This window comes from Pelagibius litoralis (assembly GCF_011683915.1).
Taxonomy (GTDB): domain Bacteria; phylum Pseudomonadota; class Alphaproteobacteria; order Kiloniellales; family Kiloniellaceae; genus Pelagibius; species Pelagibius litoralis.
Genome location: NZ_JAAQPH010000004.1, coordinates 16,212 through 41,874, shown reverse-complemented (window position 1 = coordinate 41,874; position 25,663 = coordinate 16,212). Strand labels below are relative to the sequence as shown.

General features: G+C 65.1%; 23 protein-coding genes. 14 read left to right on the top strand and 9 right to left on the bottom strand.

The features are described 5' to 3' along the window. Nucleotides 1–46 precede the first annotated feature (46 nt). Together HBA54_RS06175 and HBA54_RS06170 are read right to left on the bottom strand one after the other, a co-directional pair. Complete coding sequence (locus HBA54_RS06175) at nucleotides 47–1,609, bottom strand: serine hydrolase domain-containing protein (RefSeq protein WP_167222504.1); 1,563 nt, start codon at nucleotides 1,607–1,609, stop codon at nucleotides 47–49. A gap of 343 nt (nucleotides 1,610–1,952) precedes the next feature. Beyond that, nucleotides 1,953–3,131 carry a BaiN/RdsA family NAD(P)/FAD-dependent oxidoreductase gene (locus HBA54_RS06170; RefSeq protein ID WP_167222502.1) on the bottom strand — a complete coding sequence of 393 codons (1,179 nt, stop codon included), beginning with the start codon at nucleotides 3,129–3,131 and terminating at the stop codon, nucleotides 1,953–1,955. A gap of 107 nt (nucleotides 3,132–3,238) precedes the next feature. On the opposite strand from HBA54_RS06170, the gene HBA54_RS06165 reads away from it, so the two are divergent. From HBA54_RS06165 to HBA54_RS06120, 10 genes are all read left to right on the top strand, one after another. Continuing rightward, nucleotides 3,239–3,622 (top strand): hypothetical protein, encoded by a 384-nt coding sequence (locus tag HBA54_RS06165; protein WP_167222500.1) that lies wholly within the window; start codon nucleotides 3,239–3,241, stop codon nucleotides 3,620–3,622. 97 nt (nucleotides 3,623–3,719) lie between these two features. Continuing rightward, nucleotides 3,720–5,057: a tetratricopeptide repeat protein gene (locus HBA54_RS06160; protein WP_167222498.1), complete on the top strand. Its 1,338-nt coding sequence runs from the start codon at nucleotides 3,720–3,722 to the stop codon at nucleotides 5,055–5,057. Between the two features lie 13 nt (nucleotides 5,058–5,070). Next, nucleotides 5,071–5,547: an OsmC family protein gene (locus tag HBA54_RS06155; protein WP_167222496.1), complete on the top strand. Its 477-nt coding sequence runs from the start codon at nucleotides 5,071–5,073 to the stop codon at nucleotides 5,545–5,547. A 206-nt stretch (nucleotides 5,548–5,753) separates the two neighbouring features. Then, nucleotides 5,754–6,902 (top strand): MlaE family lipid ABC transporter permease subunit, encoded by a 1,149-nt coding sequence (locus tag HBA54_RS06150; protein WP_205944454.1) that lies wholly within the window; start codon nucleotides 5,754–5,756, stop codon nucleotides 6,900–6,902. 4 nt (nucleotides 6,903–6,906) lie between these two features. Next, complete coding sequence (locus HBA54_RS06145) at nucleotides 6,907–7,761, top strand: ABC transporter ATP-binding protein (RefSeq protein WP_167222494.1); 855 nt, start codon at nucleotides 6,907–6,909, stop codon at nucleotides 7,759–7,761. Nucleotides 7,762–7,793: 32 nt separating this feature from the next. Beyond that, on the top strand, nucleotides 7,794–8,825 hold the full coding sequence (locus HBA54_RS06140; RefSeq protein WP_167222492.1) for an MlaD family protein: 1,032 nt from the start codon (nucleotides 7,794–7,796) through the stop codon (nucleotides 8,823–8,825). Then, entirely contained in the window at nucleotides 8,809–9,561 is a 753-nt protein-coding gene (locus HBA54_RS06135; protein ID WP_167222490.1) for an ABC-type transport auxiliary lipoprotein family protein, read from the top strand. Before HBA54_RS06140 ends, HBA54_RS06135 begins: the two co-directional genes overlap by 17 nt. A 123-nt stretch (nucleotides 9,562–9,684) precedes the next feature. Then, a complete protein-coding gene (locus HBA54_RS06130; protein WP_167222488.1) occupies nucleotides 9,685–11,142 on the top strand; it encodes a prolipoprotein diacylglyceryl transferase in 1,458 nt (485 codons plus the stop codon). Nucleotides 11,143–11,509: 367 nt separating this feature from the next. Continuing rightward, nucleotides 11,510–13,447, top strand: a complete 1,938-nt coding sequence (locus HBA54_RS06125) for a sensor histidine kinase (RefSeq protein WP_167222486.1) — start codon at nucleotides 11,510–11,512, stop codon at nucleotides 13,445–13,447. 178 nt (nucleotides 13,448–13,625) lie between these two features. Next, complete coding sequence (locus tag HBA54_RS06120; RefSeq protein WP_167222484.1) at nucleotides 13,626–14,348, top strand: 2-phosphosulfolactate phosphatase; 723 nt, start codon at nucleotides 13,626–13,628, stop codon at nucleotides 14,346–14,348. Nucleotides 14,349–14,365: 17 nt separating this feature from the next. On the opposite strand, the gene HBA54_RS06115 is transcribed toward HBA54_RS06120, so the two are convergent. Together HBA54_RS06115 and HBA54_RS06110 are read right to left on the bottom strand one after the other, a co-directional pair. After that, complete coding sequence (locus HBA54_RS06115) at nucleotides 14,366–14,947, bottom strand: dihydrofolate reductase family protein (protein WP_322095985.1); 582 nt, start codon at nucleotides 14,945–14,947, stop codon at nucleotides 14,366–14,368. 82 nt (nucleotides 14,948–15,029) lie between these two features. Continuing rightward, nucleotides 15,030–15,704 (bottom strand): CatB-related O-acetyltransferase, encoded by a 675-nt coding sequence (locus HBA54_RS06110; RefSeq protein ID WP_167222482.1) that lies wholly within the window; start codon nucleotides 15,702–15,704, stop codon nucleotides 15,030–15,032. A 218-nt stretch (nucleotides 15,705–15,922) separates the two neighbouring features. Here HBA54_RS06110 and HBA54_RS06105 point away from each other — a divergent pair, with 218 nt between their 5' ends. Further along, a complete protein-coding gene (locus tag HBA54_RS06105; RefSeq protein WP_167222480.1) occupies nucleotides 15,923–16,318 on the top strand; it encodes a YkvA family protein in 396 nt (131 codons plus the stop codon). A 21-nt stretch (nucleotides 16,319–16,339) separates the two neighbouring features. After that, nucleotides 16,340–16,786, top strand: a complete 447-nt coding sequence (locus HBA54_RS06100; RefSeq protein ID WP_167222478.1) for a DUF3429 domain-containing protein — start codon at nucleotides 16,340–16,342, stop codon at nucleotides 16,784–16,786. Here the strand turns inward: HBA54_RS06100 and HBA54_RS06095 are convergent. Further along, nucleotides 16,775–17,716, bottom strand: coding sequence for a DMT family transporter (locus tag HBA54_RS06095; protein WP_167222476.1), 942 nt, complete (start codon nucleotides 17,714–17,716; stop codon nucleotides 16,775–16,777). The genes HBA54_RS06100 and HBA54_RS06095 overlap by 12 nt on opposite strands. Before the next feature lie 33 nt (nucleotides 17,717–17,749). After that, a complete protein-coding gene (locus HBA54_RS06090; RefSeq protein WP_167222474.1) occupies nucleotides 17,750–18,694 on the bottom strand; it encodes a DMT family transporter in 945 nt (314 codons plus the stop codon). 213 nt (nucleotides 18,695–18,907) lie between these two features. Between HBA54_RS06090 and HBA54_RS06085 the strand changes: the two genes are divergently transcribed. After that, nucleotides 18,908–20,875, top strand: a complete 1,968-nt coding sequence (locus HBA54_RS06085) for an acetoacetate--CoA ligase (protein WP_167222472.1) — start codon at nucleotides 18,908–18,910, stop codon at nucleotides 20,873–20,875. A gap of 210 nt (nucleotides 20,876–21,085) precedes the next feature. Here the strand turns inward: HBA54_RS06085 and HBA54_RS06080 are convergent, their stop codons facing one another. Further along, nucleotides 21,086–22,351, bottom strand: coding sequence for a glyoxalase superfamily protein (locus HBA54_RS06080; RefSeq protein ID WP_167222470.1), 1,266 nt, complete (start codon nucleotides 22,349–22,351; stop codon nucleotides 21,086–21,088). 516 nt (nucleotides 22,352–22,867) lie between these two features. On the opposite strand from HBA54_RS06080, the gene HBA54_RS06075 reads away from it, so the two are divergent. After that, on the top strand, nucleotides 22,868–23,083 hold the full coding sequence (locus HBA54_RS06075; protein WP_167222468.1) for a hypothetical protein: 216 nt from the start codon (nucleotides 22,868–22,870) through the stop codon (nucleotides 23,081–23,083). Between the two features lie 246 nt (nucleotides 23,084–23,329). Here HBA54_RS06075 and HBA54_RS06070 read toward each other — a convergent pair whose 3' ends face one another. Both HBA54_RS06070 and HBA54_RS06065 read right to left on the bottom strand, forming a co-directional pair. Continuing rightward, entirely contained in the window at nucleotides 23,330–24,604 is a 1,275-nt protein-coding gene (locus HBA54_RS06070) for a class I SAM-dependent methyltransferase (protein ID WP_167222466.1), read from the bottom strand. A 57-nt stretch (nucleotides 24,605–24,661) separates the two neighbouring features. Further along, a complete protein-coding gene (locus tag HBA54_RS06065; protein WP_167222464.1) occupies nucleotides 24,662–25,645 on the bottom strand; it encodes an NADPH:quinone oxidoreductase family protein in 984 nt (327 codons plus the stop codon). Nucleotides 25,646–25,663: the final 18 nt, after the last annotated feature.

The window sequence follows — 25,663 nt, the reverse complement described above, 5'->3', positions numbered from 1 at the left end:
ACCTCACAAACTAGAGCATATTCCGACCAATTCCATAACCGACATATCATGCCACCCGCGGACGCCCCGGGCGCCGCAGTGCCCGCCAAGCGACCCAAACGAGCAGGCTTGCGACCGTCAGAGCAAGGAGAACGGCATAGACCAAGACTGCGGTGGGCGACTGCCAGACCGAGATCCGGTCGGCCCTCAGATAACCCAGGTACATCGCGTCGCCGTCGAACAGCACCGTGGAATCGTCGAGCCACGAGCCCGACATCCGAAAGCGGTTCGGCCCGATTGGTGACAGTGCCCGCTCACCGGTGATCTGCGAATTCTTCACCAGCCTGTCGCCCTGGCGCTCGACTTCAAACGCCAGCAGGTATTTCAAGTACCAGTACGCCGGATCGAGGAAGCCGCTGGGCCGGTAAAAGCCGGCCGCCCTGTCGAGTTCCTCCGCCGAGGGTTGGTAGGCAGCAGTGGCTGGTGGCGGCACCAGAGCTTCGAGAATGCGTCTCCCCGCAACCGACGCGGGTTCGTTGTCTGCCAGATTTGACAGCACCACCACGCCTGTCTTGGCATCGGGTAGCAAAGCCAGCCGCGCGGCGGCGCCACTGCTGCTGCCGTCCCACCAAACCATGCGCCGATCCTGCTGCTCACGCACGGCGAAACCAAGGCCGAAGCCCTGGTCCAGATCCGGATGCGCCCGGGCCTGGAGGCGCATCATCTCGGCAACTGACTCGGAACGCAGGATGCGGACACCGTCAAGTTGGCCGCCGCCAAGCATCATCAGGGCAAAGCGGCCGAGGTCACGGGCCGTAGTAACGAGCCCGCCGGCCGGGGCGGTCGCCGTCAAGTCGGCGTGGTGGGTGCGGTCCGAGCCACCCTGGAACCAGTGGCCATAGGCCGCCGCCAAGCTGTCCCCGAGTTGCCATGGCGATTCAAACGTCGAGCGGCTCATGCCGAGCGGTTCGAACAGGGCGTCGCGGGCGTAGTCTGAAAAAGTCTTCCCGGCGGCTTGGGCCGCCACATAGCCGGCAAGGGCGAAGCCGTCGTTGGCATAGATGACGCGTTCACCCGGTGGGTGGACGATGCTTTGACCTCTCGCCAGATGCTCCTCCATCATCGGAACAGGGTTCCCCCAGTCGACGATGCCAGCCCATGACACGGGCAGCCCGGAACTGTGCGACAGCAGTTGACGGAGCGTCACCGGAACCGGCTCGCCGGAACCGTCCCGCACCCGCAAGGCGGATTTCAGGTAGGTGTTCACCGATACGTCGAGATCCAGCCGTCCTTCCTCGACCTGCCGCATGACCAGCGCAGCGGTCAAGACCTTCGAAACCGAAGCTGCGGGATATTGCGTATCGAGGGTTGCGGCCCGGCCGGCCTCCTGATCGGCGAGCCCGGACGCCAGCTCGACCAGGATCTGGCCGCCGCGCACCACCACAACAGACATCGCCGGCGTGCCACCACGCGCGCGCTCCTCTTCGACGATGCGCCGAATATCATCCCCCGGCGCAGCGCCGGCTGCTGATACAGCGGCCAGTGTCGCTGCCAGAACCGCCCAGATCCCCAGTCGCGCGGCTCTGCGCAGGGGTTCATCGATTATTGGTCTGCCTATTGAGAACTTCATGCGTGGTGGTTCCCGGCCGTGCAGGAACTCGTTTCCTTGGTCTGGGTCAAACGCTGCTCCGTAAGTAGGGGGATTTGACGACGAGACCAGCCGTTCCGTCGCGCTCGCCGATTGAAAGCCTGTGGCTTGGGAAATGGCCGACGCCGGCACGAGCATCGTCATATATGCCGCGTCTTTGGCGGTTCAACATATGTCTGCATACATGTCGACTTTTGGCCAGATACGCCGTGACCGACGGCCGCTGTTGGACGCGCGCTCCGCGATCCGACAGCCGGCGTTCGTCGCAACCACCGTCACCCCCCACTCAGGGTCGGTCGGGAAAAGGCAGCGACGCTTGCCAGACTCACACGAATTGCCCGGCGGCGTGGCCGGACGACCAGGCCCACTGGAAGTTATGGCCGCCGAGGTGGCCGGTGACGTCGAGGCATTCGCCGATGAAATAGAGGCCGGGCGCTTTCTTGGCTTCGAAGGACTTCGACGAAATCTCCGCCGTATCGATGCCGCCGGCAGTTACTTCGGCCGTGCGGAAACCCTCGGTGCCCTGGGGCCGGAGGCGCCAGTCGTTCAGCAGCACCGAAACCGCACGCAGCTTTTTATCGGAAAGATCGGCGAGGCGCCCGTCGATGCCGGCTTGCGCGCAGAACGACAGCGCGAGGCGCCGGGGCAGCAGTTCGGACAGCACGTTGTGCAGTTCCTGCTTGGCTTTTTCGCTTCTGGCCGCGCGCAGCAGATCGAAGGCGTCCTGCCCGGCCAACAGATCGACGGCAATCTCCTGACCCGGCGCCCAGTAGGAGGAGATCTGCAGGATCGCCGGGCCGCTGAGGCCGCGGTGGGTGAACAGCAGCGCCTCGCGGAAGCGCGTCTTGCCGCAGGCCACCACCGCCTCCGCCGCCACGCCGGTCAGGTGCTGCAGCTTTGCCAGGGTCGTGGGATCGAAGGTCAGCGGCACCAGGGCGGGCCGCGGCGCGACGACCGCCAGGCCGAACTGCCGGGCGATGTCGTAGGCGAAGCCGCTGGCCCCCATCTTGGGGATCGACGGGCCGCCGGTCGCAACAATCAAGGAACTGCAAGTGTAATCACCCCGGCTCGTCGCGAGGTGGAAACCGGCATCGCGTCTTTCGATGCGCGGCGTGGTCACCGCCGTCTGCAGGACCACCCCGGCTTCAGCCGCCTCGCTCAGCAGCATATCGATGATCTGCTGCGAAGAGCCGTCACAGAACAGCTGGCCCAGGGTCTTCTCGTGATAAGCGATGTTGTGGGCTTCGACCTTGGCGATGAAGTCGCGCTGGGTATAGCGCTTCAGGGCCGAGACGCCGAAGCGCGGATTCGCGGAGAGGAAGTTACCGGGCCCGCAATGCAGGTTGGTGAAGTTGCAGCGCCCGCCGCCGGAGATACGGATTTTCTGCGCCGGCTTCTGCGATTGTTCCAACACCAGCACCGAGCGGCCGCGCCGGCCGGCCTCGATCGCCGCCATCAGACCGGCGGCCCCGGCGCCGAGGATGATGACATCGAAACTGCGCAACAAAGAAGGTCCCGGTCAGAAGATGGATCGTTGCCCCTATCTGGCAGCTTTGCCCCGAAAGGGAAAGGCCTTGCGGCAACGGGGGGCAGGCAGCTTTATTGCACGCCATGAACGAGACCAGCGAAGACGAGGCCCTGATCGGCGCCCTGCGCCAGGCCCTCACCGCCTGCGCCGCCGCCGGCGAAACCATCAGCTACCGCGACCTGGCCCAGCGCGTGGCCTTCCCCGGTCCGCACAGCATTCACCGCCTGACCCTGCTGCTGGAACACATGATCCGGGAAGATCACGACGCCGGGCAGCCGCTGCTGGCCGCCCTCGCGGTCAGCCGGGCGCAAAACGGCATGCCCGGCCGCGGCTTCTTTCAACTGCTCACCGAACTGGGCCACTACGATGGCCCCGACCAGGGCCCGCAGGCCGCCGCCTGCCACGCCCGCGAACTGGAATTGGCGGTGGGTTATTGGGGTCAGGGCGGATCTCGAACAGGGCCATGAAGAGACCCCGGGCCTGGGGATCGGGATAGGCATCACATCCCGACAAGGTTATCGTGCCACCGCCACGCCGGCCGCGAATGAGCAGACGAGAGAAAAAATGCATCACGATAAAAGAGGGCTGCCGCAGACCGCCGCCAGCGCCGAGGCCATGACGGCTTTCGATGCGACGGTCGAAGCCTATCTGGCCTTCGAGCTGCAGACGGGCGACCGGCTGAAAGAGACCCTGACCCTTGACCCGGCAATGCCGCTGGCGCACTGCCTGAAGGGCTGTTTTCTGCTGCTTTTCGCCAAGCGCAACCTGGCGAAGCGGGCCACCAAGGCCTTGGCCGATGCCAGGGCGGCAGGCGCCGGGGCCGGCCTGACGCCGCGCGAGGCCCAGCATCTGGCGGGGCTCGAAGCCTGGCTCGGCGGCGATCTCCAGGCTGCCGCGGCCTGCTGGGATGCAATCCTTGTCGAGCATCCGCAGGACATCGTGGCGCTGAAGCTGGCGCAGTACCTGCATTTCTATCTCGGCGACGCGCCGGCCATGCGCCGCTCGGTCACCCGGCCTTTGCCTGCCTGGAGCGAAGACCTGCCCGGCTATGGCTATGTCCTGGGTTTGAAGGCCTTCGCCCTGGAGGAATGCGGCTACTATGCCGGCGCCGAAGCGATCGGGCGCGACGCCGTGGCCCGCAATCCGCGCGACATCTGGGCCGCCCACGCGGTCGCCCATGTGATGGAGATGCAGGATCGCGCCGAGGAAGGATCGAAATGGATCGACGGCCTGGAGCCCGCCTGGAGCGGCTGCAACAACTTTGCCTATCACGTCTACTGGCACCGCTGCCTCTTCCTGCTCGACCAGGGCGATACCGCGGCGGTGCTGCGCCACTACGATGGAAAAGTGCGCGCCGACCTCTCCGAGGAGTACCTGGACATCTCCAACGCGGTCGCCCTGCTGTGGCGCCTGGAGCAGCGCGGCGTCGACGTCGGCGCGCGCTGGGACGAACTGGCCGAGAAGGCCACGCGCCTGGGCGAGGATCACATGCTGATCTTCGCCGATGCCCACTACCTCATGGCGCTGGCCGCGACGCGCCGCGACAAGCAGGCCGAGGCGCTGCTCGACAGCCTGGAAGACTTCGCCCGCGGGCAAGGCACGCAAGAGGCGGTCGCCCGCGACGTCGGCCTGCCGCTCGGGCGTGCCATCCTGGCCTATGGCCAGGGCCGCTATGACGACGCCGTGCTGGCGCTGCAACCCTGCCGCGCCAAGCTGAACCGCCTGGGCGGCAGCCACGCCCAACGCGATCTTTTCGAGCAGATGATGATCGACGCGGCCATAAAGGCCGGCAAGATTGAGATTGCCCGGACACTGCTGTTGGAGCGCGCCGAGACGCGCCGCGACAACGCCTGGAATCACGCAATGCTCGTTGCCGCCGAGCGGACACTGACCCCGAACTGAAAAGGAGTCCGCCATGCCCCGCGGCAAAGATCACCACTACACTCTGCAACTGACCTGGACCGGCGCCGAAGCCGGCCCGACGCGTGATTACCGGGTCTATTCGCGGGAGTACCGCGTCGATTTCGACGGCAAGCCCTCGATGACCGGCTCCGCCGACCCGGCCTTCAAGGGCGATCCGAAACTGCATAACCCGGAAGAGCTGTTGCTGCTCGCGCTCTCGTCCTGCCACATGCTGTCCTATCTGGCCCTGGCATCGCTGGAAGGGCTGGTCGTGACCGCCTATGAGGACAATGCCAGCGGCACCATGGTGCAGGAGGGCCGCGGCGGGCGCTTCAACAAGGTGACGCTGCGCCCCAAGGTAACACTGGCGCCGGGCAGTGACCTTGCCCGGGCGGAAACCCTGCACGGGGATGCCAACAGGACCTGTTTCATTGCGAATTCGGTCAACTTCCCGGTCGGCCACGAAGCCAGCGTAACCACCGCCGGGTAAAGCCGGCAGACAAGGCCGATAAACAAGGCCGGAAGACAAACTCGGCAAAATAGCTATTATATGGCAGCGGTTTAGGACAAGAAGGCAGCGGAGGCTGCCCCTGGGTGGCCGCCGTGGCGGCATGAGAGGGGCCCGGGAAAGCCGGACTTCTCAGGGAAAACGGGGCTTGGGGCTGAAAGTGGGGTCATGAAGGTGGGAGCAGCGGCGTGAGCGCGGCGGAAGAACTGTTGGTGACCTCCTCCCTGGAAGTCTTGCGCGACGGACAGCGGCTGACCCTGCGGTTCACCGGCGACTGGACAACCCAGGAGCTTGCCCGCCACGATCCGGCGCTGCGCAACCTGGACCCCCAGGATGCCCGCGAAGTGGCGATGGACCTGTCTCAGTGCGGCGCGGTCGACAGCGCCGGGGCCTGGATCCTGGACCGTACCCTCGACGACCTGAAACGCCGCGGCCTGAACGTCGCCCTGGTGGGGGCCCCACCGGCGGTCGAGACGCTGATGGGAACTGTCGCGGCGCGCCACGTCGAATGTCCCCCGGCCCCCAAGGGCGACAATCCGCTTGTCGCCGTGATCCTGCGGGTCGGTCGGGAAACCGTACGGATCAGCCGCGAGGCGACCGATCTGCTGTCTTTCCTGGGTCTGACGATAACGGTCATGCTGCGCTCCCTGGCCATGCCCTGGCGCATCCGCGGGACGGCGCTGATCAGCCAGATGGAGCAGACCGGCCTCAACGCCCTGCCGATCGTCGGCCTGATTTCCTTTCTCGTCGGCGTCGTCCTGGCCTACCAGGGCGCCGATCAGCTGGCCCAGTTCGGCGCGCAGATTTTCACGGTCAACCTGGTGGCCGTCGGCATTCTGCGGGAAATGGGCATCCTCCTCACCGCCATCATCGTGGCCGGCCGCTCCGGCAGCGCCTTCACCGCGCAGATCGGCACCATGAAGGTGAACGAGGAAATCGACGCCATGCGCACCCTGGGCCTGGACCCCATGGAGGTGCTGGTCATGCCGCGGGTGATCGCCCTGGTCCTGGTGCTGCCGCTGCTCACCTTTTACGCCGACATCATGGGGCTGCTCGGCGGCGCCGTGATGGCCACGGTGGTGCTGGATATCTCATTCTTCCAGTTCGCCCGCCAGTTGAACGACGCGGTCACCGTCGAGACCCTGGCCGTGGGTATCATCAAGGCCCCCTTCTTCGCCTTCATCATCGGCATGATCGGCTGCTACGAGGGCCTGCAGGTAACGCGCAGCGCCGAATCGGTGGGCCAGCAGACTACCCGCGCTGTGGTTGAAGCGATCTTTCTGGTCATCGTGCTGGACGCGATGCTGTCGATCTTCTTTTCCGTGATCGGGTTCTAGCGGCATGGCGGCTCTGGAAGGTGCGGGTACGGGCGAAGGCGCAGGCAGCGCCGCGCAGGATCGGGCGGCACCGCCGGTCCTGTCGATCAGCGGGCTGAAAACCCAGTTCGGGACCTCGGTCATCCATGAAAATCTCGATTTCAGCGTCCAGCCGGGCGAGGTGATGGGGGTGGTCGGCGGTTCGGGTACCGGCAAGTCGGTGCTGATCCGCACCATCATCGGCCTGAACAAGCCCACCGCCGGGCGCATTTCGGTCTTCGGGCGCGACCTGGCGGGCCTGAACGGCGCCGAACTTATGGCCATGCGGTCGCGTTGGGGGGTGCTGTTTCAGGACGGCGCCCTATTTTCCTCTTTGACGGTGGCACAGAACATCGAGGTGCCGATGAAGGAGCACAGCGACCTCTCGCCGGCTTTGCGGCAGGAACTGATCGACGTGAAGATTTCCATGGTCGGCCTGCCGCCCGATGCGGCCCACAAATACCCGGCGGAACTTTCCGGCGGCATGCGCAAGCGCGCCGGTCTCGCCCGGGCCCTGGCGCTGGACGCGGATATTCTGTTCCTCGACGAGCCGACGGCAGGTCTCGACCCCATCGGCGCCGCCAACTTCGATATCCTGATCGGCGACCTGCAGCGGGCGCTGGGCCTGACGGTGGTCATGGTCACCCACGACCTTGACTCCCTCTATGCGATCTGCGACCGGGTTTCCGTGCTGGTGGACAAACGTGTAAAAGTGGGGACCATAGACGCGCTCATGCGTGAGCCGGACCCCTGGATTCAGGAATATTTCGGCGGCCCGCGTGGACGGGCCGCGGCAGGCAGCGCAGAAAAAGCCGGTACACAACCGGCGGGCACGGCCTGAATGAAACCGAAACAAGGGGACTGACGGGCTTCATGGAGACACGCGCCAACTACATCATGGTCGGACTCTTCGTGCTGCTGCTGGCTTTCGGCCTGCTCGGCTTCGTGCTCTGGCTCGCCAAGTTCCAGTTCGACACCGACTTCGCCCGCTACGACATCATTTTCGAAAGCGCCGTGACCGGCGTGAAGGAGGGCAGCCCCGTGCGCTACAACGGCGTGCGCGTCGGCGAGGTCATCTCTGTCGATCTGGACGACGACCGCCCGACCGCGATCCGCGTCCGGATCGAGGTGGAAAAGCGCACCCCCGTACGCAGCGACAGCGAAGCGGTGCTGGAGCTGGAGGGCCTGACCGGCGGACGCTATGTGTTGCTGACCGGCGGATCGCCCGACGCCCCGCCCCTGGAGCCGCCGCCCGGCCAGACCTATGCCGAGATCCCGCCCGGCACCTCTTCCTTCGAACAGGTTCTTGAAGGCGCACCGGAGGTTCTGGATAACGTCAACCTGTTGCTGCGGCGGGCCCAGGCCCTGCTCAGCGACCGCAACCTCAAGAATATCGAAGGGCTGATCGCCAATCTGGGCGCGGTAACCGGCGCCATCGCCAAGAACAGCGGCAACATCGATTCCCTGATTGCCGATGCATCCGCGACCATGGAGAACCTGCGCGACGCGACCGGCAGCCTGGAAACCATGGCCGGCTCTCTGGAAACCAACGTCGGCACGCTGACCGAGCGCGCCAATACGACCCTTTCCAGCTTTGAATCGATGGCCGGCTCGATCGACCGGGAGGTCACCCTGACCGCCGAAGACGCGCGCGAGTTGATCTCCAGCCTGCAGGTAACGGCGGAAAACCTGACCTCGGCGTCCAATCAGCTGGAAATCATGATCGCCGAGAATCGCGAGCCGATCCGCGATTTCGCCAATTCCGGTCTCTATGAACTCACCAACCTGCTGACCGAGGCCCGCGACCTGGTCGTGGTGCTCAACCGCGTCACCACCGAGGTTCAGAGAGACCCCGCCCGTTTCATCTTCGGAGACCAGCAGCAAGGCTATGAAGCACAACAATAGCAAACCGAACAGCGCCCTGGCGGCCTGCCGTCCGGTAGATCCAGCGGCGGGCCCCAACCTGGAACGCGAACCTAAGGTCGGACGCCGCCGCCTGCTGCGCGCCGTCGCAGCCCTGCCTGTCGTCGCCCTGGCGCCCGGTTGCGGGCTGAGCGTGCCCGGACAGGGCCCGCCGCCGGAGCTTTACCGGCTAACGCCCAAAAGTTCCTTCCGCCAGGACCTGCCGCAGGCGAACTGGCAGTTGATCCTGGAGCCGCCGGTTGCCAATGCCGGCCTCAACACCACGCGCATCGCCCTGCAGCGCAGCCCGACCCAGTTGGAATACTATGCCCGCTCCGGCTGGGCCGACCGGGCGCCTCTGATGATCCAGACCCTGATGATCGAATCCTTCGAGAACTCCGGCAAGATCGTTTCGATCGGCCGGGAATCCGTGGGGCTGCGGGCCGATTTCATCCTCAAGACCGAGCTCCGCGAGTTCCAGGCGATCTACTACAACAACGGCAAGCCGCAGGCCTGGGTCGGCGTGAATGCCAAGCTGGTACAGATGCCGCGCCGCTCGATCGTCGCCTCGCAGTCGTTCCAGCACTTCGTCGAAGCCGAAGTCGATCAACTCAGTGCCGTCATCGTCGCCTTTGACGATGCCCTGGGAAAGGTCATGCGCCAGATCGTCGAATGGACCCTGATCGAGGGCGATGTGGCGGTCAGCCGCGGCCGGCCACGGCTGAAACCGAGCGGCTAAACAAAGCACAGAGGTAGGGGCGCGAGACCTTAATCGGCTTGGTAAACAAAGTCTTGCCATTAGGAAAAAACAAACCTTTTCCCGACATACTGCAGGCCTCTGCAGTTAAGGGATTTTTCTCCTATGACCGAAATAAACGACCTGCGCCAGCGCGTGGAAGCCGCCGAGCAACGTTTTGGCCTGATCGACGAGCAGCAAGAACACTATAGCGACCGTCTGATCGGCCTTCTCGAGACCATCGAGGGCCAGTTGATCGCCGCCCGTGCCGAGATCGAAAATCAGATCGCCGAGACGGCCCGCGTGACCCAGGAGAACGAAGAGCTGCGCAGCATGCTGCACTCGCTTCTGCTGTCGATCGAAGAGAAAACCTTCACCCAGACCCTTCAGAACCTCGAGACCCGGGTGATCGCCCTGGTCGGCGGCGGCGGCACGCCAGATGGGGCCACGTCAGACGAGGCGCCGCAGGATGAAGAGAGCGCGGCGGAGGAGACTGCCGCAGAAGAGACTGCCGCAGAGGAAGTCTCAGCAGAAGCTGGAGAGGACGACACGGCGCCGCCGGCCGAAGAGGCTGCCGCCGAGGCCATCGAAGCTGAAAGCCCCGAAGCCGGGCAGGATGAGATCGAGGCGTCCGAAATCGACAGCAGCGATCCGGAACCTGAGGCGGAAGCAGAGTTGCCAGAGAGCGCTGCGCCAGAGAGCGAAGAAGCAGAGGCGCCGGACGCGGAAGCAATCGAAGGGGCGGAAGAGCCGGAGATGGCGGCGGAGGAAGACGAGGCCCTCGCGGCCATGGAAGAACCGGCCGCCGCCGAAGACGACGTAACTGCGGAAGATCCCCTTGCAGAGGCCCCAGCCGAAGCGGCACCGGCTGAAGACGTTGCAGCCGAGGACGTTGTAATCGAGGACGTTGCAACCGAAGACGCCGCAGCGGAAATGCCCGCTGAAGAGCCGGCCGAAGAAGCCGCTATGGAAGACGGCGGCCCGGAAGACTCTCCGGCCATGGAAGCTGAAGAAGCCCAACCTGACACTCAGGCCAACGATGATGCGGCCGATAGCGATGTGTCCGTCGATGCCATGGCCGAAGTAGAAGCGGCCGAAGCAGAGTCTGCTGCGACTGAGGATGCCCCTGCCGAAGACCCGGTTGCCGAGATGCCGGAGGCCGATGCTGCAGCGGAAAGCGAAGGCAGCGAAGCCGAGGTCGCGGGCGACGACGGCGAAGCGCCCGTCATGACCGAGGAATCGGTTGAAGAAGCCGCACCCGAACTCGCCGATACCGACGCGCAGAGCGACGACATGGCTGAGGCCGCCGCCGAGCCGGCAGCCGAGACCGGCGCAGACAGCCCGGCGGACGCCCAGGCAGACAAGGAACCGGTGATCGTCGAGGACGAAGCCAGTAGCGACACACCCTCGGTGAAGGAAATCATCCGCCGGGTGGGGGATCTGGCGAAAGAACTGGAGCGTGCGGAAGCGCAGCGCAAGGCAAGCCAGGAACCCGCCAGCGAAGAACCGGCGGCAGCTGAGAACGATCCCGCCGAGAGCGATCCCGTTGAAGAACCGCCCATGGATGCGGCAGCCTCCGCCTGATACCAGGGCATCGCGGCACGATCCATCCTGACCCAACCCATCCGGATGAAGCCAACCCGGCTTCATCCGGATGCAAGACCCTCACCGCAGCCTCCCCGCAAGCAGCCGCCCGAGACGCTTTTCATCTCGAGGCTTTTTTCTTCGACACTTTTCACCGCAACTCAATTCGTCGCGACGCATTTCACCGCGCGCCATTGAAATCGCGGCCGCCCGGCCTCCTCTTTCTGTAAAAGCCCCCGCAAGTAAATAACTGGCAAGAAGACCGCTTTCATTTTAACTTTGACGTGCAGTCCCCGATTTGATGAACCAAGAGAGCATTCAGTCTCACGCCGTCGTTTTTATTGAATTCATATTTTAGAGTTTACGCATGTCGTCTCGTCGTGCTCAGGACCAGACTCTGCTCAACCGCCTGACGGCGGAAGATGGCCAGCTGCGCCGTCAGCAGTTGGAAGGTTTTGCGCAGCACACGCCGATCAACTCCACCGTCAGCCTGGTCAATTCCCTGATCGCGGTCATCATGCTTTGGGATACGGTGCCCAAGGTCTTCCTGTTGACCTGGCTCGGCCTGATCTGGGCCTTTTCGCTGCTGCGTTTGCAGCGCTGGTGGCACTGGCGGTCCCGGGCGGCGGAACAGGCAGACCGCAAACCAAAGCCGGTGCGCCGCGCGACCCTGCACAAGGCCGCCGCCTGGGCCTTGGCGGCAGGGCTTATCTGGGGCTCCAGTGTCGGCTTCGACCCCTACCTCAGCCCGGATCAACGCCTGCTGATCGCCATCGTCATCGCCGCGATGGCCGCCGGCGCCGCAACCACCCTGGGGGCCATTCCGCTTGCCGCCGGGGCCTTCATCATCGCGGCGATCATGCCCTGGGCAGTGTATTTCGCCTGGATCGGCGACCACATCCATATCGGCCTGGCCTGCTTCGCCCTGATCATGACCCTGGCCATGCTGATTTCCACCAGCATCGTTCACAAGTCCTTCATGGAGGCGATCCGTGCGAGGCATCGCAACAGCGTTCTGGTGCGCCAGATCCGCGATCAGCGCAGCGAGTGGTTGGAAATCTCCGATACCTCCGAAGCCTTCGCCTTGTTCGACGAAGAAGAGCGTCTGCTGCTGTGGAACGAAAACTATCGCCGCATCCTCTCTCTATCGAAGGACCAGCTCTTCCGGGGGGCGAAGCGCCGCGAGCTGCTGCGCCTCTGCGCGGCGCCGATATCGGTGACCCGGGGCGAGGAGTCCATCGACCAGTGGATCGAACGGCAGGTCGCCCTGAGCCAGGGCGATAAAGAGCCGCAGGTCGAGCAGTTGTCCAACGGGCGCTGGCTGAAATCCATCGCCCGCGAAACCGGGCGCGGCCATACCGCCACCGTGCATGTCGACATTACAGAGTTGAAAAAGCACGAGGCGGAGTTGCTGGCGACCCAGGCGGAACTGCGGCTTCAATCCCGCGAGGTCCAGCGCGCCTACGACCAACTGGGCCTGCAACACCGCAAGATCGAGGAAACCACCGAAGAACTGCGCCGCGCCCGCGATTCGGCGATGGCGGCAAGCCGGGCGAAAACCGAGTTTCTGGCCAACATGAGCCACGAGCTGCGCACGCCGCTGAATGCAGTTATCGGCTTTTCGGAACTGCTGGGCCGCGAAGCCTTCGGGCCGCTGGGAAGCGAGCGCTACGAAAGCTACGTCAAGCACATCCACGACAGCGGCGAACACCTGCTGAACCTGATCAACGACCTTCTCGACCTGTCGATTATCGAGGCCGGCGAGTTGCAGCTTTCCGAAGAGCCGGTGAACATGACCGAGGTTGTCAGGCTGTGTTGCCAGTTGGTGCGCAATCAGGCGGAACGCGCCGAGGTGGCACTCTCGGTCACCGGTAACCTGGAAGACTGGCCACAACTGCGCGCCGACGGAACCAAGCTGCGCCAGATCGTGCTCAACCTGCTCTCCAATGCCATCAAATTCACCCCGGCACGGGGGTCGGTCGTGCTGGATCTCAGTGGCGGCTGGGGCGCGCCTTTCAGGATTGAGGTGACCGATACCGGCATCGGGATGCGCCCGGAGGACATCCCCTCGGTACTGGAGCCCTTTCGCCGCCTGACCCCGGCCCACAGCGCCGACTATCAGGGCGCCGGCCTCGGCCTGCCGTTGACCAAGGCCCTGGTCGAACTGCACGGCGGCGAACTGGCGATCTCAAGCGTGCTGGGCGAAGGGACGACGGTCACCATCACTTTGCCGCCGGGCATGGCCTATGATCAGGGTCCGGCCCCGTCCGCCCGGGCAGCAAGTGCGACGCCCGGCAGCGCCTGAGCGATCCGGCAGTCTCCCGGCGCTAGAGCGTTTTCGACTGACGTCGGATCGGTTCCAGCCCGTTCCCCCTCCCGGCCACCCACCAGGATAATCGCATTGGGTGGCCGGGAGGGGGAGCGGGCCGGTGCCGTCAAACTATGAAAGAGTCTATTTCAACGGCAGAAACAGGATCCGACAGATGTCTGAGGTGACGATCGATTTTGCCTGGGGCAGCGCCGGGCTTCGCGACCGCCTGCCGGTCAGCGATCTCATCGTGATCGTCGATGCCCTGTCCTTTTCCACCGCTGTCGACGTCGCTGTTTCACGGGGGGCAGAGGTCATACCCTACCGCTACCGAGACGACACGGCGGCGGCCTTCGCTGCGGAGCACGAAGCACGGCTTGCCGGCCCAAGGCGTGCCGGAGGCCCCAGTCTCTCACCGCCGAGCCTGGATCAGCTCGCTGCCGGCGACCGGCTGGTCCTGCCCTCGCCCAATGGCGCAACGCTGTCGACCCTGGTCGACGGCAAACCGGCCTATGCCGCCTGCCTGCGCAATGCCACCGCCGTCGTGGCGGCTTTGCAGGCTGGGGCGGCGAAGCGGGAGCAGACCCGCATCGCCGTCATCGCCGCCGGCGAGCACTGGCCCGACGGCAGTCTGCGGCCCGCCCTGGAAGACCTGCTGGGCGCCGGCGCCGTCCTGGCCCGGCTGAAGGGCCGCTTGAGCCCCGACGCAAAGGCCGCCGCCGCGGCTTACCGGGAACTACGCGGCGATCTCGCCGACGCCCTGGCGCTCTGCCCCTCCGGCCAGGAGCTGATCGCGGCGGGCTACCCCGACGACGTCGCCTGGGCCACGGCGGAGGACAGCAGCACCGCCGTCCCGCTTTTGCGCGAAGGCCGCTACAGCGACGCAAGCGGGATCTGAACCTGCGGCAGCCCGTTTTATCCTGAAGACGGCAGAGGTGATTCCGGACTGGCAGGGCGGATCACTTGGTATGTCGACTGCACCAGACCGGATGGATAGTCCACCGTCTTGACGTGCTTCAGGTCGACCGCTTCATCCAATCGCCCGAACAGCGGAATGCCGCTGCCGAGGAGAATCGGAATCCGGGTCAGCACGAGATCCGATATCAGGTTCTCGCGCAGAAAAGCCTGGATGAGCTGACCGCCATCGATGTAGGCGCGCCGCCAGCCCTCTTTCGATAAGGCATCCATTACCTGTTTCGGACTGTCGCCGACAATCCGCACCTTGCCGACAAGGTCTTCGCGCAGATCGCGCGCCGCAAGCGAGCGGCTCAACACGACAACGGGCTTGGCATAGGGCCATGCGCCAAAGGTGAGGACCTTCTCATAGGTAGCCCTGCCCATGACCAGCCCGTCGACGCTATCCATGAAGTCGTCGTAGCCGTGGTCTTCGCCCTCGGTCGGCTGCTTCATCAGCCAGTCCAGACCGCCGTCCGGCGCGGCGATGAAACCGTCGAGGGATACTGCAATGTAGACATGGCCGGTGGTCAAAAAAGTCACTCCCCGATTGCCGCCGCGCTCCAACCCGGTTCAACAATGGCCGGAAGACCGCGAAGCGGCGGCACTGGATTTCGCGGTCGGTCTATTTCAAAGCCGCGGCGCGGCTGCGCAAAGCATCGATGTCGGCGCCGGTTATGACATCGAGATTTTTTTCGATGACCGCGGTCGGCCAGGTCCACCACTGCACATCGAGAAGCGCCTCGATCACATCGTCGGAAAACCGCTTCTTCACCGGCCTGGCCGGATTGCCGCCGACGATGGTGTAGGGCGCGACGTCTTTCACGACCACGGCCCTGGCGCTGACGATGGCACCGTCGCCGATGGTCACGCCGGGCATGACGACGGCTTCCATGCCGATCCACACATCGTTGCCGATAACGGTGTCGCCCTTGTTTGCCGTCGTTGCGAAGAGATCCTTCACGGCGGCCGCCGTGGTCTCCTCCGTCATCATGAAATTCCAGAAGGGATAGGTCGAAAAGCCGCTCATGTCATGGTTGGCGGAACTGGTGATGAAACGCACCCCGTGGGCAATCTGGGCGAACCTGCCGATCACCAGTTTCTCCGGGCTGAGGGGAAAGAGATACGGCGCGATGGTTGCCGCGTAGTCGTCGCGCAACTGGAAGTCATGATAGTAACTGTGGTCCCCGACCGCGATGCGCGGGTGGTCGATCACGTTCTTCAGGTACACGACCTGTTCGATGACGGTGCCGTCCGGCATCACCATGGGATGCTTCTTCGATGCGTCGAGCAAAGGCATGTGTCTGCGACCTGGCACTGCGGTGGTGGGGAGGCGACCGGGGATGCGCAGGCCTTGCATTCATCACCGGAAGAGCGCGGATCATCCTATCGGACAAGACCTTCCGCAAGCCATCTTCACAGCCCTGCGACATACCGCCGCCTGGCCTGGGACGCGCCTTCCGGCGGGAGACCCCGCCGGCCATTGCGCAGCAGCGGTCCGCGAACCATATTATGGCCATGACCGACGACAGTGCGACGACCGGGCGGGCCCTCGTGCCCTACGATGCGGAGCGGCACCGGCGTGACGAAACGGCGGTAACCCGCAGCTTTTGGGCAAAAATGCGCCTGACTGTCGGCAAGGCGCCCTTTCTGGAGGAAGCCACCGCGGCCTACTACTGCGCGACCGATCCGGCGACACCCTCAACCGTCAAGGCCATGCTGATGGCGGCGCTGGCCTACTTCGTGGTGCCCAGCGACATGATCCCCGATTTCATCGCCGGCCTCGGCTTCACCGATGACGCCACGGTTCTGTTCGCAACCCTCAGCCTGGTTTCCAGCCATATAAAAAGCCGGCACCGGCAGCGGGCCAAAAGAGCCCTGCGGCGCCTGGGCCTGAAGAAAAGCATCGCCTAGACCGTGCCGGGCAAACCCACCTTGGCCGAGGTACCGCGCCCGGCGCTCGTGCTCGGTTTCGCGGGGCTGATCCCCTTCGTCGCCGCGGGCTTCGGCGTCTGGCTTGCCGGCTACCCGCAAAACCTCATCGCCCTGGATATCCAACTCGCCTACGGCGCGGTCATCCTGTCTTTCATGGGGGCGGTCCACTGGGGTCTCGCCATGGCCGACCGCAGTGTGGCGATCGGCTACCGGCGGCTGGGCTGGTCGGTCGTACCGGCGCTCATCGGCTGGCTGGCGCTGCTGCTGAACCCGGTCTATGGCCTGCTGCTCATGACCATCGGCTTTGCCGGGGTCTACTTCGGCGATTTGCGCAGCATCGCGGCGGGACACACACCGTCCTGGTACCGGGCCCTGCGCAAGCCCCTGACGATCATCGTCATCGCCGCCCTCGCCTCTTCCTACGGCGCGCTGATCCTAAGGGTGTAGGCTCTTTTCGGCCGGCGGCGCAGCGCTGGCGGCGCGCTGGGCGGCTTCCCGGCGGGCGATGTAGAAGGTCGAAGCGACGATCAGCCCGGCGCCGGCAACGGTCCAGAAATCGGGGACCTCGGCAAAAATCAGAAAACCGATGGCGCCCGCCAAAATCAGTTTCAGATAATCGAAGGGCGCCACGAAGCTGGCTTCGCCGATGCGATAGGCGCGGATGATCATGGCCTGGGAGCCGACCCCCAGAAAGCCGACGGCGGCCAGCAGCAGCCATTGAAAGGCTGTCGGCCACTGCCAGGCATAAAAGGCCGGGCCGATGGTTATGGCGATGGACGCCAGACAGAAATAGATCAGCATGGTCACATGGCTTTCGCCGGCCGGCAGCTTCTTCACCAGCATCACCGCAACGGCGATGCCCAACACCGAGGCGAGAGCGACCAGGGCCGCGGGATCGAAGGCGGCGGCCCCGGGCCGGACCATGATCAGCACCCCGGCAAAGCCGGCCAGGGTGGCCAGCCAGCGGCGCCAGCGCACCTGTTCCTTCAGCATCAGCACCGCCAGCAGGACCACGAACAGCGGCAGCGTAAAGGTGAGCGCCGTGAACTCGGCCAGGGGCAGCTGGCCGACGGCATAGAAGCCGGCGACCATCGCCAGCCCGGCGCTGATCGAACGCACAGCCTGCAGCCCGGGCGCCTTGCTGCGCCACACCCCGATACCGGCGCGATAGCAGAACGGCACCAGCGCGGCGAAGGAGAACAGCGCCCTGGCAAAGCCGATCTGAAAGGCATCCAGACCCTCGCTGCTCAGGGTCTTCACGAAAGCCGAATTGACGGTGAAGCCGGCGCTGGCGGCGATCATCCAGAGGGCGCCGCGGTGGTTGGGCGAGAGCCGCTGCCAAGCGGCGGCAAGCCCGGCCCGGGACAGATCCCCCATCACGTCTTGTCCAGGGTCACGTCTCGTCCAAACTCACGTCTTGACCTTCACCGCTTCGCTGCCGGGGCGGTGGGTCGGCCTTTCCTTGGCAATCCGCGCTTCACGGTTGGCGATGTAGACGGCCGAAGCAGCGATCACCGCGGCACCGACCCAGGTCCAGAGGTCCGGTTGCTCGCCGAACAGCAAAAAGCCGATGGCGGCGACGAAAGGCAGCCGCGCATAGTCGAAGGGCAGGATGGCCGAGGCGTCGGCCTTGGCGAAGGCGCGGGTGAAGGCGATGTGGGCCAGGACCGCGCAGGCGCCGACGAAGACCATGAACAGCAGTGCGCGCAGGCTGGGCATCTGCCAGACGAAGAGCGCCGGTATCAGGGACAGCGGGGTCAGCAGCAGGTTCATGTAGAGCACCACGGCCATGGGCTCCTCGGTGCGCGACAGCGACTTCACGATCAGCACGGTCACCGCCATGAAGCAGGCGGCGATCACCGGCAGGGTCATCACCGGGGTGATCTCGACGAAGCCGGGACGCAGGATGATCAGCACGCCGAGAAAGCCGACGATGGTGGCGGTCCAGCGCCGCGCCCTGACGATCTCACCCAGGAAGATCGCCGCCCCGGCGGTCGCGAACAGCGGCACCGTGAAATTCAACGCCACCGCATCGGCCATGGGCATGACGACGATGGCGGTGAACCAGCAGAGCATGGCGACCAGGCCGATTCCCGCCCGCCAGAGATGGACCTTCAGGCGATCGGTGCGCAGCGCCCCGAAGCCCATGCGGGCCAGCCAGGGCAGCATGAACATCAGGGCGAAGGCATTGCGGAAGAAGGCGATCTGAAAGGGGTGCAGGCCTTCCTCCGCCGCCAGCTTGATGCCGGCGTTCATCACCGCAAACAGCAGGGCCGCCACCGTCATCAGGAAGGCGCCTTGCAGCGGCGCGGGCAGGTTCCTGGCGCGCGCGATAAGGGAGGTAGAGGAAGGCATTCGTAGACATTCTACGGCCAAGACGGCGGTATCGCCAGCCATGCCGCCGCAGGGCTGCCATGCGGCGCAGGGGCGGAAAGGCGCCTGGCTGCCAGCGCCCAGGCTCGCCCAGCGGCCCGGATCGCCTCTGGATCAGGGGGCCGGGCTTCGCCATACTGCGCAAAACGGCGGACCACCCGTCGGCAAAAGCAAATCGCCCACAGGGAAACCGCAATGACCGAACCGCTTTGGCAGCCCTCTCAGGAGCGGATCGCCGCAACCCGCCTGACCGCCTTCATCGACCGCGTGAACCAGGACCACGGCACCGGCTTCCACGGCTACGACGACCTCTACGACTGGTCGGTGACGGAGATCGAGAAGTTCTGGACCTCGGTCTGGAATTTCTGCGGCGTGATCGCCGATGCCGACCCCGGCCCGGTGCTGGTCGACGGCAGCAAGATGCCAGGCGCCACGTTTTTTCCCGAAGCCCGCGTCAACTTCGCCGAGAACCTGCTGCGCCGCCCCCTCAATGAACCCGGCGACAATGGTGACGCCCTGGTGTTCTGGGGCGAGGACAAAGTAAAGCGCCGCCTCTCCCACCGCGATCTCTACGACCAGGTGTCCCGCACCGCCCAGGCCCTGGCGGCAGAGGGGGTCGGCCCCGGCGACCGGGTCGCCGGCTTCCTGCCCAACATGCCCGAGACCGTGGTGGCCATGCTGGCGGCGACCTCCCTCGGCGCGGTCTGGTCGTCCTGCTCGCCTGATTTCGGCGTCCAGGGCGTGCTCGACCGCTTCGGCCAGATCGAACCCAAGGTCCTGTTCTGCGCCGACGGCTATCACTACAACGGCAAGATCATCGACTCGCGGCCCCGGGTGGCGGAGTTCACCGCGAAGCTGCCGTCGCTGAAAAAGATCGTCGTCGCCGCCTACCTGGAAGAAGCGCCGGACGTCACCGGCATCGACCGGGCCGTCAGCCTGGCCGATTTCATCGCGCCCTTTGCGGCCGGCGAAATCGCCTTTGCCCGCCAGCCCTTCAACGCGCCGCTCTACATCATGTTTTCCAGCGGCACCACGGGCAAACCCAAGTGCATCGTCCACGGCATCGGCGGCACCCTGCTGCAGCACCTGAAAGAACACCAGCTGCTCTGCGACGTGAAGCCCGGCGACCGGGTTTTCTACTTCACCACCTGCGGCTGGATGATGTGGAACTGGCTGGTCACAGCCCTGGCCTGCGAGGCGACGCTGCTGCTCTACGACGGTTCGCCCTTCGCGCCTGATGGTAACATCCTGTTCGACTTCGCCGAGGCCGAGAAGGCGACGCTCTTCGGCACCTCAGCCAAGTACATCGATGCCCTGGGCAAAGCGGGGATCGACCCTCAGTCGGATCACGACCTCTCTTCGCTCAAGCTCGTCACCTCCACCGGTTCGCCGCTGGTGCCGGAGGGCTTCGACTACGTCTACCGGCACATCAAGCACGATGTCTGCCTGTCCTCCATCGCCGGGGGCACCGACATCATCGCCTGCTTCGTCGGCGGCAATCCCATCGGCCCGGTCTGGCGCGGCGAAATCCAGCGCCGCTGCCTGGGCATGGCGGTGGCGGTCTTCAACAGCGACGGCCAAGCCGTGCGCGGCGAAAAGGGCGAACTGGTCTGCGTGAAACCCTTTCCCTCCATGCCCATCGGATTCTGGGACGATGCCGAGGGCGCGCGCTACCGCGCCGCCTACTTCGAGACCTATCCCAACATCTGGCACCACGGCGACTTCGTCGAGCTGACCGAACACGACGGCATCATCGTCTATGGCCGTTCCGACGCCACGCTCAACCCCGGCGGGGTGCGCATCGGCACGGCGGAGATCTACCGCCAGGTCGAGAAACTCGACGCGGTCGAGGAGTCCATCGTCATCGGCCAGGACTGGCAGGGCGACGTCCGTGTTGTGCTGTTCGTCAAGCTGCGCCCCGGCGTCGCGCTGGACGACGACCTGACCACCCGCATCAAGACCCAGATCCGCCAGGGCGCCACGCCGCGCCACGTGCCGGCCAAGGTCATCCCGGTGGCCGATATCCCGCGCACCAAGAGCGGCAAGATCGTCGAGCTGGCGGTGCGCGACATCGTCCACGACCGCGCGGTAAAGAACCAGGAGGCCCTGGCCAACCCGGAAGCCCTGGACCTCTACCGCGGCCTGGAAGAACTGCGCAACTGACGCGGGAAGCCCCCTCACCCTCCCGCTGACGCGGGCCCCTCCCTCTCCCACGCAGGGGAGAGGGATTCTCTCGCGACATTTTTTTTGGGTCCCCCTCTCCCCTGCGTGGGAGAGGGTCGGGGTGAGGGGGCTTTCCGCGAAGCGGACCTGACAGCCGTTCGCTCAGTTCGCAGAGCAATGTAAAAAAAAGCCGCCGTCAGCGAGACGTCCTCAGGGCGATTCGTCCAGCACCACGTCATCGTCGGCGGGGCCGGTCGCATCACCGCCCATGCGCAGGCGATGGCCATCCGGGTCCTCGATATTCATTTCGCGAACGCCCCAGGGAAAGTCGGTCGGCTCCTGGCGGATGATGGCCCCCCGTTGTCTGTAGTCCTCGTAGAGGGCGTCGACGTCGTGAACGAAGATCGAGATCCACGTGCCCGGCGCGCCCTGCCCGTCCTGGCAGAGGAAGATACGCACATCGTCGCGATGAACGCAGGCGAAGGTCGGCGGCGTCTCCCAATCCCATTCTTTCTGGAACCCCAGTTTCTCGACGTAGTAGGCGATGGAGGCGGGCACGTTCTTTACGTTGAGAATCGGTATGGCGGATTTGAACCGGTTGGGGCTGTGGTCGACCGGATCGGCCCCGGCGGCGATCAGGCGCTCAGCGATGCGCTTGTCGGTCTTGGGCGCGGCGCAGTTGAGGGGGGTGTATCCGCGGCTGTTCCTGGCGATCGGATCGGCGCCCAGGTCCAGCAGAAGGCCGACCACCTCGGGCTGGTTCTTCAGCACCGCGAAGTGCAGGGGCGTACAGCAGTACTCCAGCCGGCTCATCTGACGGGAGACCAGCTGCGGGTCGCCCTCGATGAGCTTGCGGACCAGGCCGGCCTCGCCAAGGGCGATGGCCGTGAAGATCGTGGGTGCGGCCCCGCGGGCCATGAGGAACTCAGCCACGTCACGGCGCACATGCTGGAAGTTGGTCGCCCAGCCGATCACACCCATCTCGTGCTCGTCGCCCTCGCCTGCGATGTCCGCGCCAGCATCGACGAGGCGCTTCACGACATTGAGGTGACCTTCCTGGGCGGCCCAGTGCAGCGCCGAAGCGCGGTCGAGCCGGTCGCGCAGGTTCACGTCGAAGCCGAGCCGCAGCAGCAGATCGACACAGTCGAGATGGCCGCCCGCCGCCGCAAGATGCAACAGCGGCCGGGTCCATTGACCGCCGACGATATTGATCTTGGCCGGATGCCCGCTGAGCAGGCGGGCGAGATCCTCCGCCCGGCCCTGACTCGTGGCGGCGATGATCTGACCGTCGAGGCTCAGGGTATCGACATGCTCCTTGAGCGCGCGCCAGCTTTTGAAACCGTAGAGCCCGGCAACATCCAGCTGGGCATGGTGCAGCCGGGCCGAAGCGTCGCTCTTCTGCAGCTCAACCAACCGCTGCTTGGCGGTCTTCTTCAGCCAGTCGATATCGGGGCGGGGTGGCAGGGATTTGATCATGGGACACCTTCTCTCTCGATACCCGGCGTCCGCAGCTCACGGGTGGAAAGAAGATGTGGATCACATCGTTGATAAGAGGTGGGTTCAACCCTTTACGCGGACCGTTGGCCACCTGCTCGGCCAGGACGACATTATGGATTGTCGGGCATCGAAGTCAACACGACGCCGGCCCGCTCCCCTCCCGTCTTTGTCACCCCGGATCAAGTCCGGGATGACGAAAGGTGAAATCCCAGCCGGTTCTCCAATGCCGGCGCAGCCTTCTCCACAGACGGGGAAGGCGTCCTGCCTCTGGCCTGGATTGGATGAGACAATTACTATCTTAAACGCGACAAGCCATTGAGTTTGTTAAGGTAAAATGAATTTGAGCTATGCTGCCATAGCATAGAGGTTCTGACTTTCCAGCATTTGTCGCGAGGCTCAAAGAGCCTTATTTGTCGAATAACAGATTGGGAACAACCGGTGGCTCCGGACCTGGCGAACCCTGCCGGGCCACCAAGACAGATAGGAGACAGGACCATGGCCAATGTGATCCACACCACCGCCCGTCCTTATATGCCCGGCGATCGTGCCGTGGGCCTGCTGGGCGGCACCGTCGCTGCCTTTCGCGACACTCTGACGAGCCTACGCGATGCCTATGTGGCCGAGCGCCGGGAGCAGCGGCTGGCCCATGCCACCCGCGACCTCGACCTGCACCTGCTGCGCGACATCGGCCTGGACCACGGCGCCAGCTAAGGCTGAAGCTTCGAAGTACCAAGCCAACCACGGTAAAGAGGGCGGCCCCTGAAAAGGGGACGCCCTTTTGCTTTGCCCGCTCCAACGAGCCGCGAAAAAGCCCGCGCATTATCTTACATACCCTTCGAGACGACCCTTCGGGTCTCCTCAGGGTAAGGCAGAACATTGAAATGATTGTCCTCATGCTGAGGAGCGAAGCGTCTCGAAGCACGAGGGCAATCATGCCGCCGCCGTCTCAGCGGCCCGCTAAACAGGATAGCGGATGAAGAGGTGGTTGAGGCCGTTCAGGACAGCGTAGAGTTGGTCGAACTGGACCTTGAAACGCGCCCAGTCGTGACGCGGGTCGAGATCCTGCAGGGTCTCCTGGATTTTGCTCAGGGGCGTCTGCCCGTCGATCCAGGGCAGGATGGCCGGCGCCAGCCGCGGCAGCGGAAACTGCAGGGCGAGGCCGTCGAATTCCCCTTTGAGACTGAGGTCGCGCTGCACCGCCTTGGCCAGCTGGGGCCCCTGCATCACCCGCAGGCAGGGCACGGCATCGCGGCCCGCCGGGCTGGCCACCGTGTCCTCTATAAGGTTCTTGGTGACGTAGAAGACATGGGTCTTCAGATTGCCGGCCAGCTTTTCGGCAAAGGCGGCCCGCTCCAGGGGCGACAGGCCGGAAAGCGCTTTCAGCAGGACCGGATCCTTCACATAGGTCGCCGGGTCATAGCGCAGCGGCTCGATAAAGGTGACCAGTTTCAGGCCGCAGCCTTCGACCAGCGCCGCCACCTCCTCCACCAGATAGGCGCGGTCCTGGCTGTGCAGCAACAGATCGACCAGTTCCGCATCGCTGCCGCCGTGATCGCGCAGCACCGGGTTGCGGGCAAAGAGATTGCTGGCGGGCAGATTGCCCAGCAGCCGCCGGGCCAAGGTGACCTGCTCCGCCAGGGGCTGGTCCCCGGCCAGGCGGCGCAGCATCTCCTGCAGTGGATAGACGCCGTCGCGGCCGAGGGTGCCGTAGACCATCAATCCCATCCCGCCGTCATCTTTCAGCAGGCCGGCCAGCGCACTCAGTCCGGCGGCGGGCTCTTTCAGGTGGTGCAGGACACCGCAGCAATCGATGTAGTCGAAGACCCCCAGGTCCAGCTTGCCAACCTCCAGCAGTGACCCGGTAACGAAGCGGATGTTGGTCAGGCCGCGGGCGCCGGCGCGGGCTTCGGCCACCGAGCGCGAAGACTGCGAGAGGTCGAGATAGACCACCTCGCCGCCGCGCTTTGCGCCGGGGTTCGAACCGGGGCTCCCAGTCCCCGCCTGGGCCGCATCACTAAGCTGCTGGGCCAGCATGATGGCGGCATCGCCGGTGCCGCCGCCGGCCACCAGGGCGCGGAAAGGCCGGCTGAAGTCGCGCCGCCCGGCATAGAGGTAGTGGTTCAGTTCCATCAGGTTGCTGGGCGAGCCGACGACAAGGCGCGTCGCCTCTTCCGCCGGATCGCGGGAGGGATAGGGATAGGCCTCGTACTGGTCGCGAACGCTGTCAGTCATCGCGGGCGCTCATGACGGCCTTGGTCGAAGAGACGGAAAGGCATGACGGAACCGACTCTACGCCGCGCCCGTGGTCAGGACCACCTTGCCGGTCGAGCGTCGATTCAACAGCAATGCCATGGCTTCTGCGGCTTCCGCCAGGTCGTGCTTGTGTGAAACGTGTGGCTTGAGCCGGCCTTCTTCGAACCAGGCGAAAAGCTCGCGAAACTCCTCGGCCAGAAGTGCCGGTGCCTTTTGCCGGTAGGAGCCCCAGTAGATACCCATCGCGGCGATGTTCTTCACCAGCAGAATGTTGGCCGGAATTTGCGGCACCCGCCCGGCCGCAAAGCCGATGATCAACAGCCGGCCGGACCAGGCGATGCAGCGCAGCGAGGCATCGAAGACATCGCCGCCCACGGGATCGAAAACCACGTCGGCGCCCTGCCCGTCGGTCAGGGCCTTCACCCGCTCGCGGATGTCTTCGCTGCGATAGTCGATCAGGTCGTCGGCGCCGTGGGCCTTGGCGACAGCCAGCTTGTCGGGGCCGCCGGCGGTGGCGATCACCCGGGCACCGATGGCCTTGCCGATTTCCACTGCCGCCAGGCCCACACCCCCGGCCGCGCCGTGCACAAGCAGGGTTTCGCCGGCCTGCAGCCTGGCGTGCCAGCGCAGCGCGCCATGCGCCGTGCCATAGGTGATCGGAAAGCCCGCCGCCTCGGCCCAGCCGAGGCCGTCGGGAATTGGAAAGACATCGCCCGCGCGGGCCAGCGCCGCCTCGGCATAGCCGCCACGATCGGTCAGCGCCAGCACCCGCTGGCCCGGGCTTAAGCCCGTGACACCGGGGCCCAGGGCCTTGATGCGCCCGGCAACCTCCAGGCCCGGCGAGAAAGGAAAGGCCGGCCGTTCCTGGTACTTGCCGGCGATCATCAGCGTATCGGCAAAGTTCACCCCGGCGGCGGCCACGTCCAGCAGCACCTCCCCGTCACCCGGCAGCGGGCTCGGCAGGTCTTCCAGCTTCAGGTCTTCCGGGCCGCCCCAGTCGCGGCAGACGACAGCGCGCATCGCTTCGACACCTCGGTT

What these genes read in the sequence shown, in the direction of transcription:
- HBA54_RS06105 (WP_167222480.1), top strand. Translation starts at nt 15,923, where the DNA reads ATGACCGACGACAGTGCGACGACCGGGCGGGCCCTCGTGCCCTACGAT.
- HBA54_RS06080 (WP_167222470.1), bottom strand. Translation starts at nt 22,351, where the DNA reads ATGATCAAATCCCTGCCACCCCGCCCCGATATCGACTGGCTGAAGAAG.
- HBA54_RS06065 (WP_167222464.1), bottom strand. Translation starts at nt 25,645, where the DNA reads ATGCGCGCTGTCGTCTGCCGCGACTGGGGCGGCCCGGAAGACCTGAAG.
- HBA54_RS06145 (WP_167222494.1), top strand. Translation starts at nt 6,907, where the DNA reads ATGGCGGCTCTGGAAGGTGCGGGTACGGGCGAAGGCGCAGGCAGCGCC.
- HBA54_RS06120 (WP_167222484.1), top strand. Translation starts at nt 13,626, where the DNA reads ATGTCTGAGGTGACGATCGATTTTGCCTGGGGCAGCGCCGGGCTTCGC.
- HBA54_RS06125 (WP_167222486.1), top strand. Translation starts at nt 11,510, where the DNA reads ATGTCGTCTCGTCGTGCTCAGGACCAGACTCTGCTCAACCGCCTGACG.
- HBA54_RS06070 (WP_167222466.1), bottom strand. Translation starts at nt 24,604, where the DNA reads ATGACTGACAGCGTTCGCGACCAGTACGAGGCCTATCCCTATCCCTCC.
- HBA54_RS06160 (WP_167222498.1), top strand. Translation starts at nt 3,720, where the DNA reads ATGCATCACGATAAAAGAGGGCTGCCGCAGACCGCCGCCAGCGCCGAG.
- HBA54_RS06085 (WP_167222472.1), top strand. Translation starts at nt 18,908, where the DNA reads ATGACCGAACCGCTTTGGCAGCCCTCTCAGGAGCGGATCGCCGCAACC.
- HBA54_RS06175 (WP_167222504.1), bottom strand. Translation starts at nt 1,609, where the DNA reads ATGAAGTTCTCAATAGGCAGACCAATAATCGATGAACCCCTGCGCAGA.
- HBA54_RS06090 (WP_167222474.1), bottom strand. Translation starts at nt 18,694, where the DNA reads ATGCCTTCCTCTACCTCCCTTATCGCGCGCGCCAGGAACCTGCCCGCG.
- HBA54_RS06165 (WP_167222500.1), top strand. Translation starts at nt 3,239, where the DNA reads ATGAACGAGACCAGCGAAGACGAGGCCCTGATCGGCGCCCTGCGCCAG.
- HBA54_RS06155 (WP_167222496.1), top strand. Translation starts at nt 5,071, where the DNA reads ATGCCCCGCGGCAAAGATCACCACTACACTCTGCAACTGACCTGGACC.
- HBA54_RS06095 (WP_167222476.1), bottom strand. Translation starts at nt 17,716, where the DNA reads ATGGGGGATCTGTCCCGGGCCGGGCTTGCCGCCGCTTGGCAGCGGCTC.
- HBA54_RS06075 (WP_167222468.1), top strand. Translation starts at nt 22,868, where the DNA reads ATGGCCAATGTGATCCACACCACCGCCCGTCCTTATATGCCCGGCGAT.
- HBA54_RS06140 (WP_167222492.1), top strand. Translation starts at nt 7,794, where the DNA reads ATGGAGACACGCGCCAACTACATCATGGTCGGACTCTTCGTGCTGCTG.
- HBA54_RS06110 (WP_167222482.1), bottom strand. Translation starts at nt 15,704, where the DNA reads ATGCCTTTGCTCGACGCATCGAAGAAGCATCCCATGGTGATGCCGGAC.
- HBA54_RS06135 (WP_167222490.1), top strand. Translation starts at nt 8,809, where the DNA reads ATGAAGCACAACAATAGCAAACCGAACAGCGCCCTGGCGGCCTGCCGT.
- HBA54_RS06130 (WP_167222488.1), top strand. Translation starts at nt 9,685, where the DNA reads ATGACCGAAATAAACGACCTGCGCCAGCGCGTGGAAGCCGCCGAGCAA.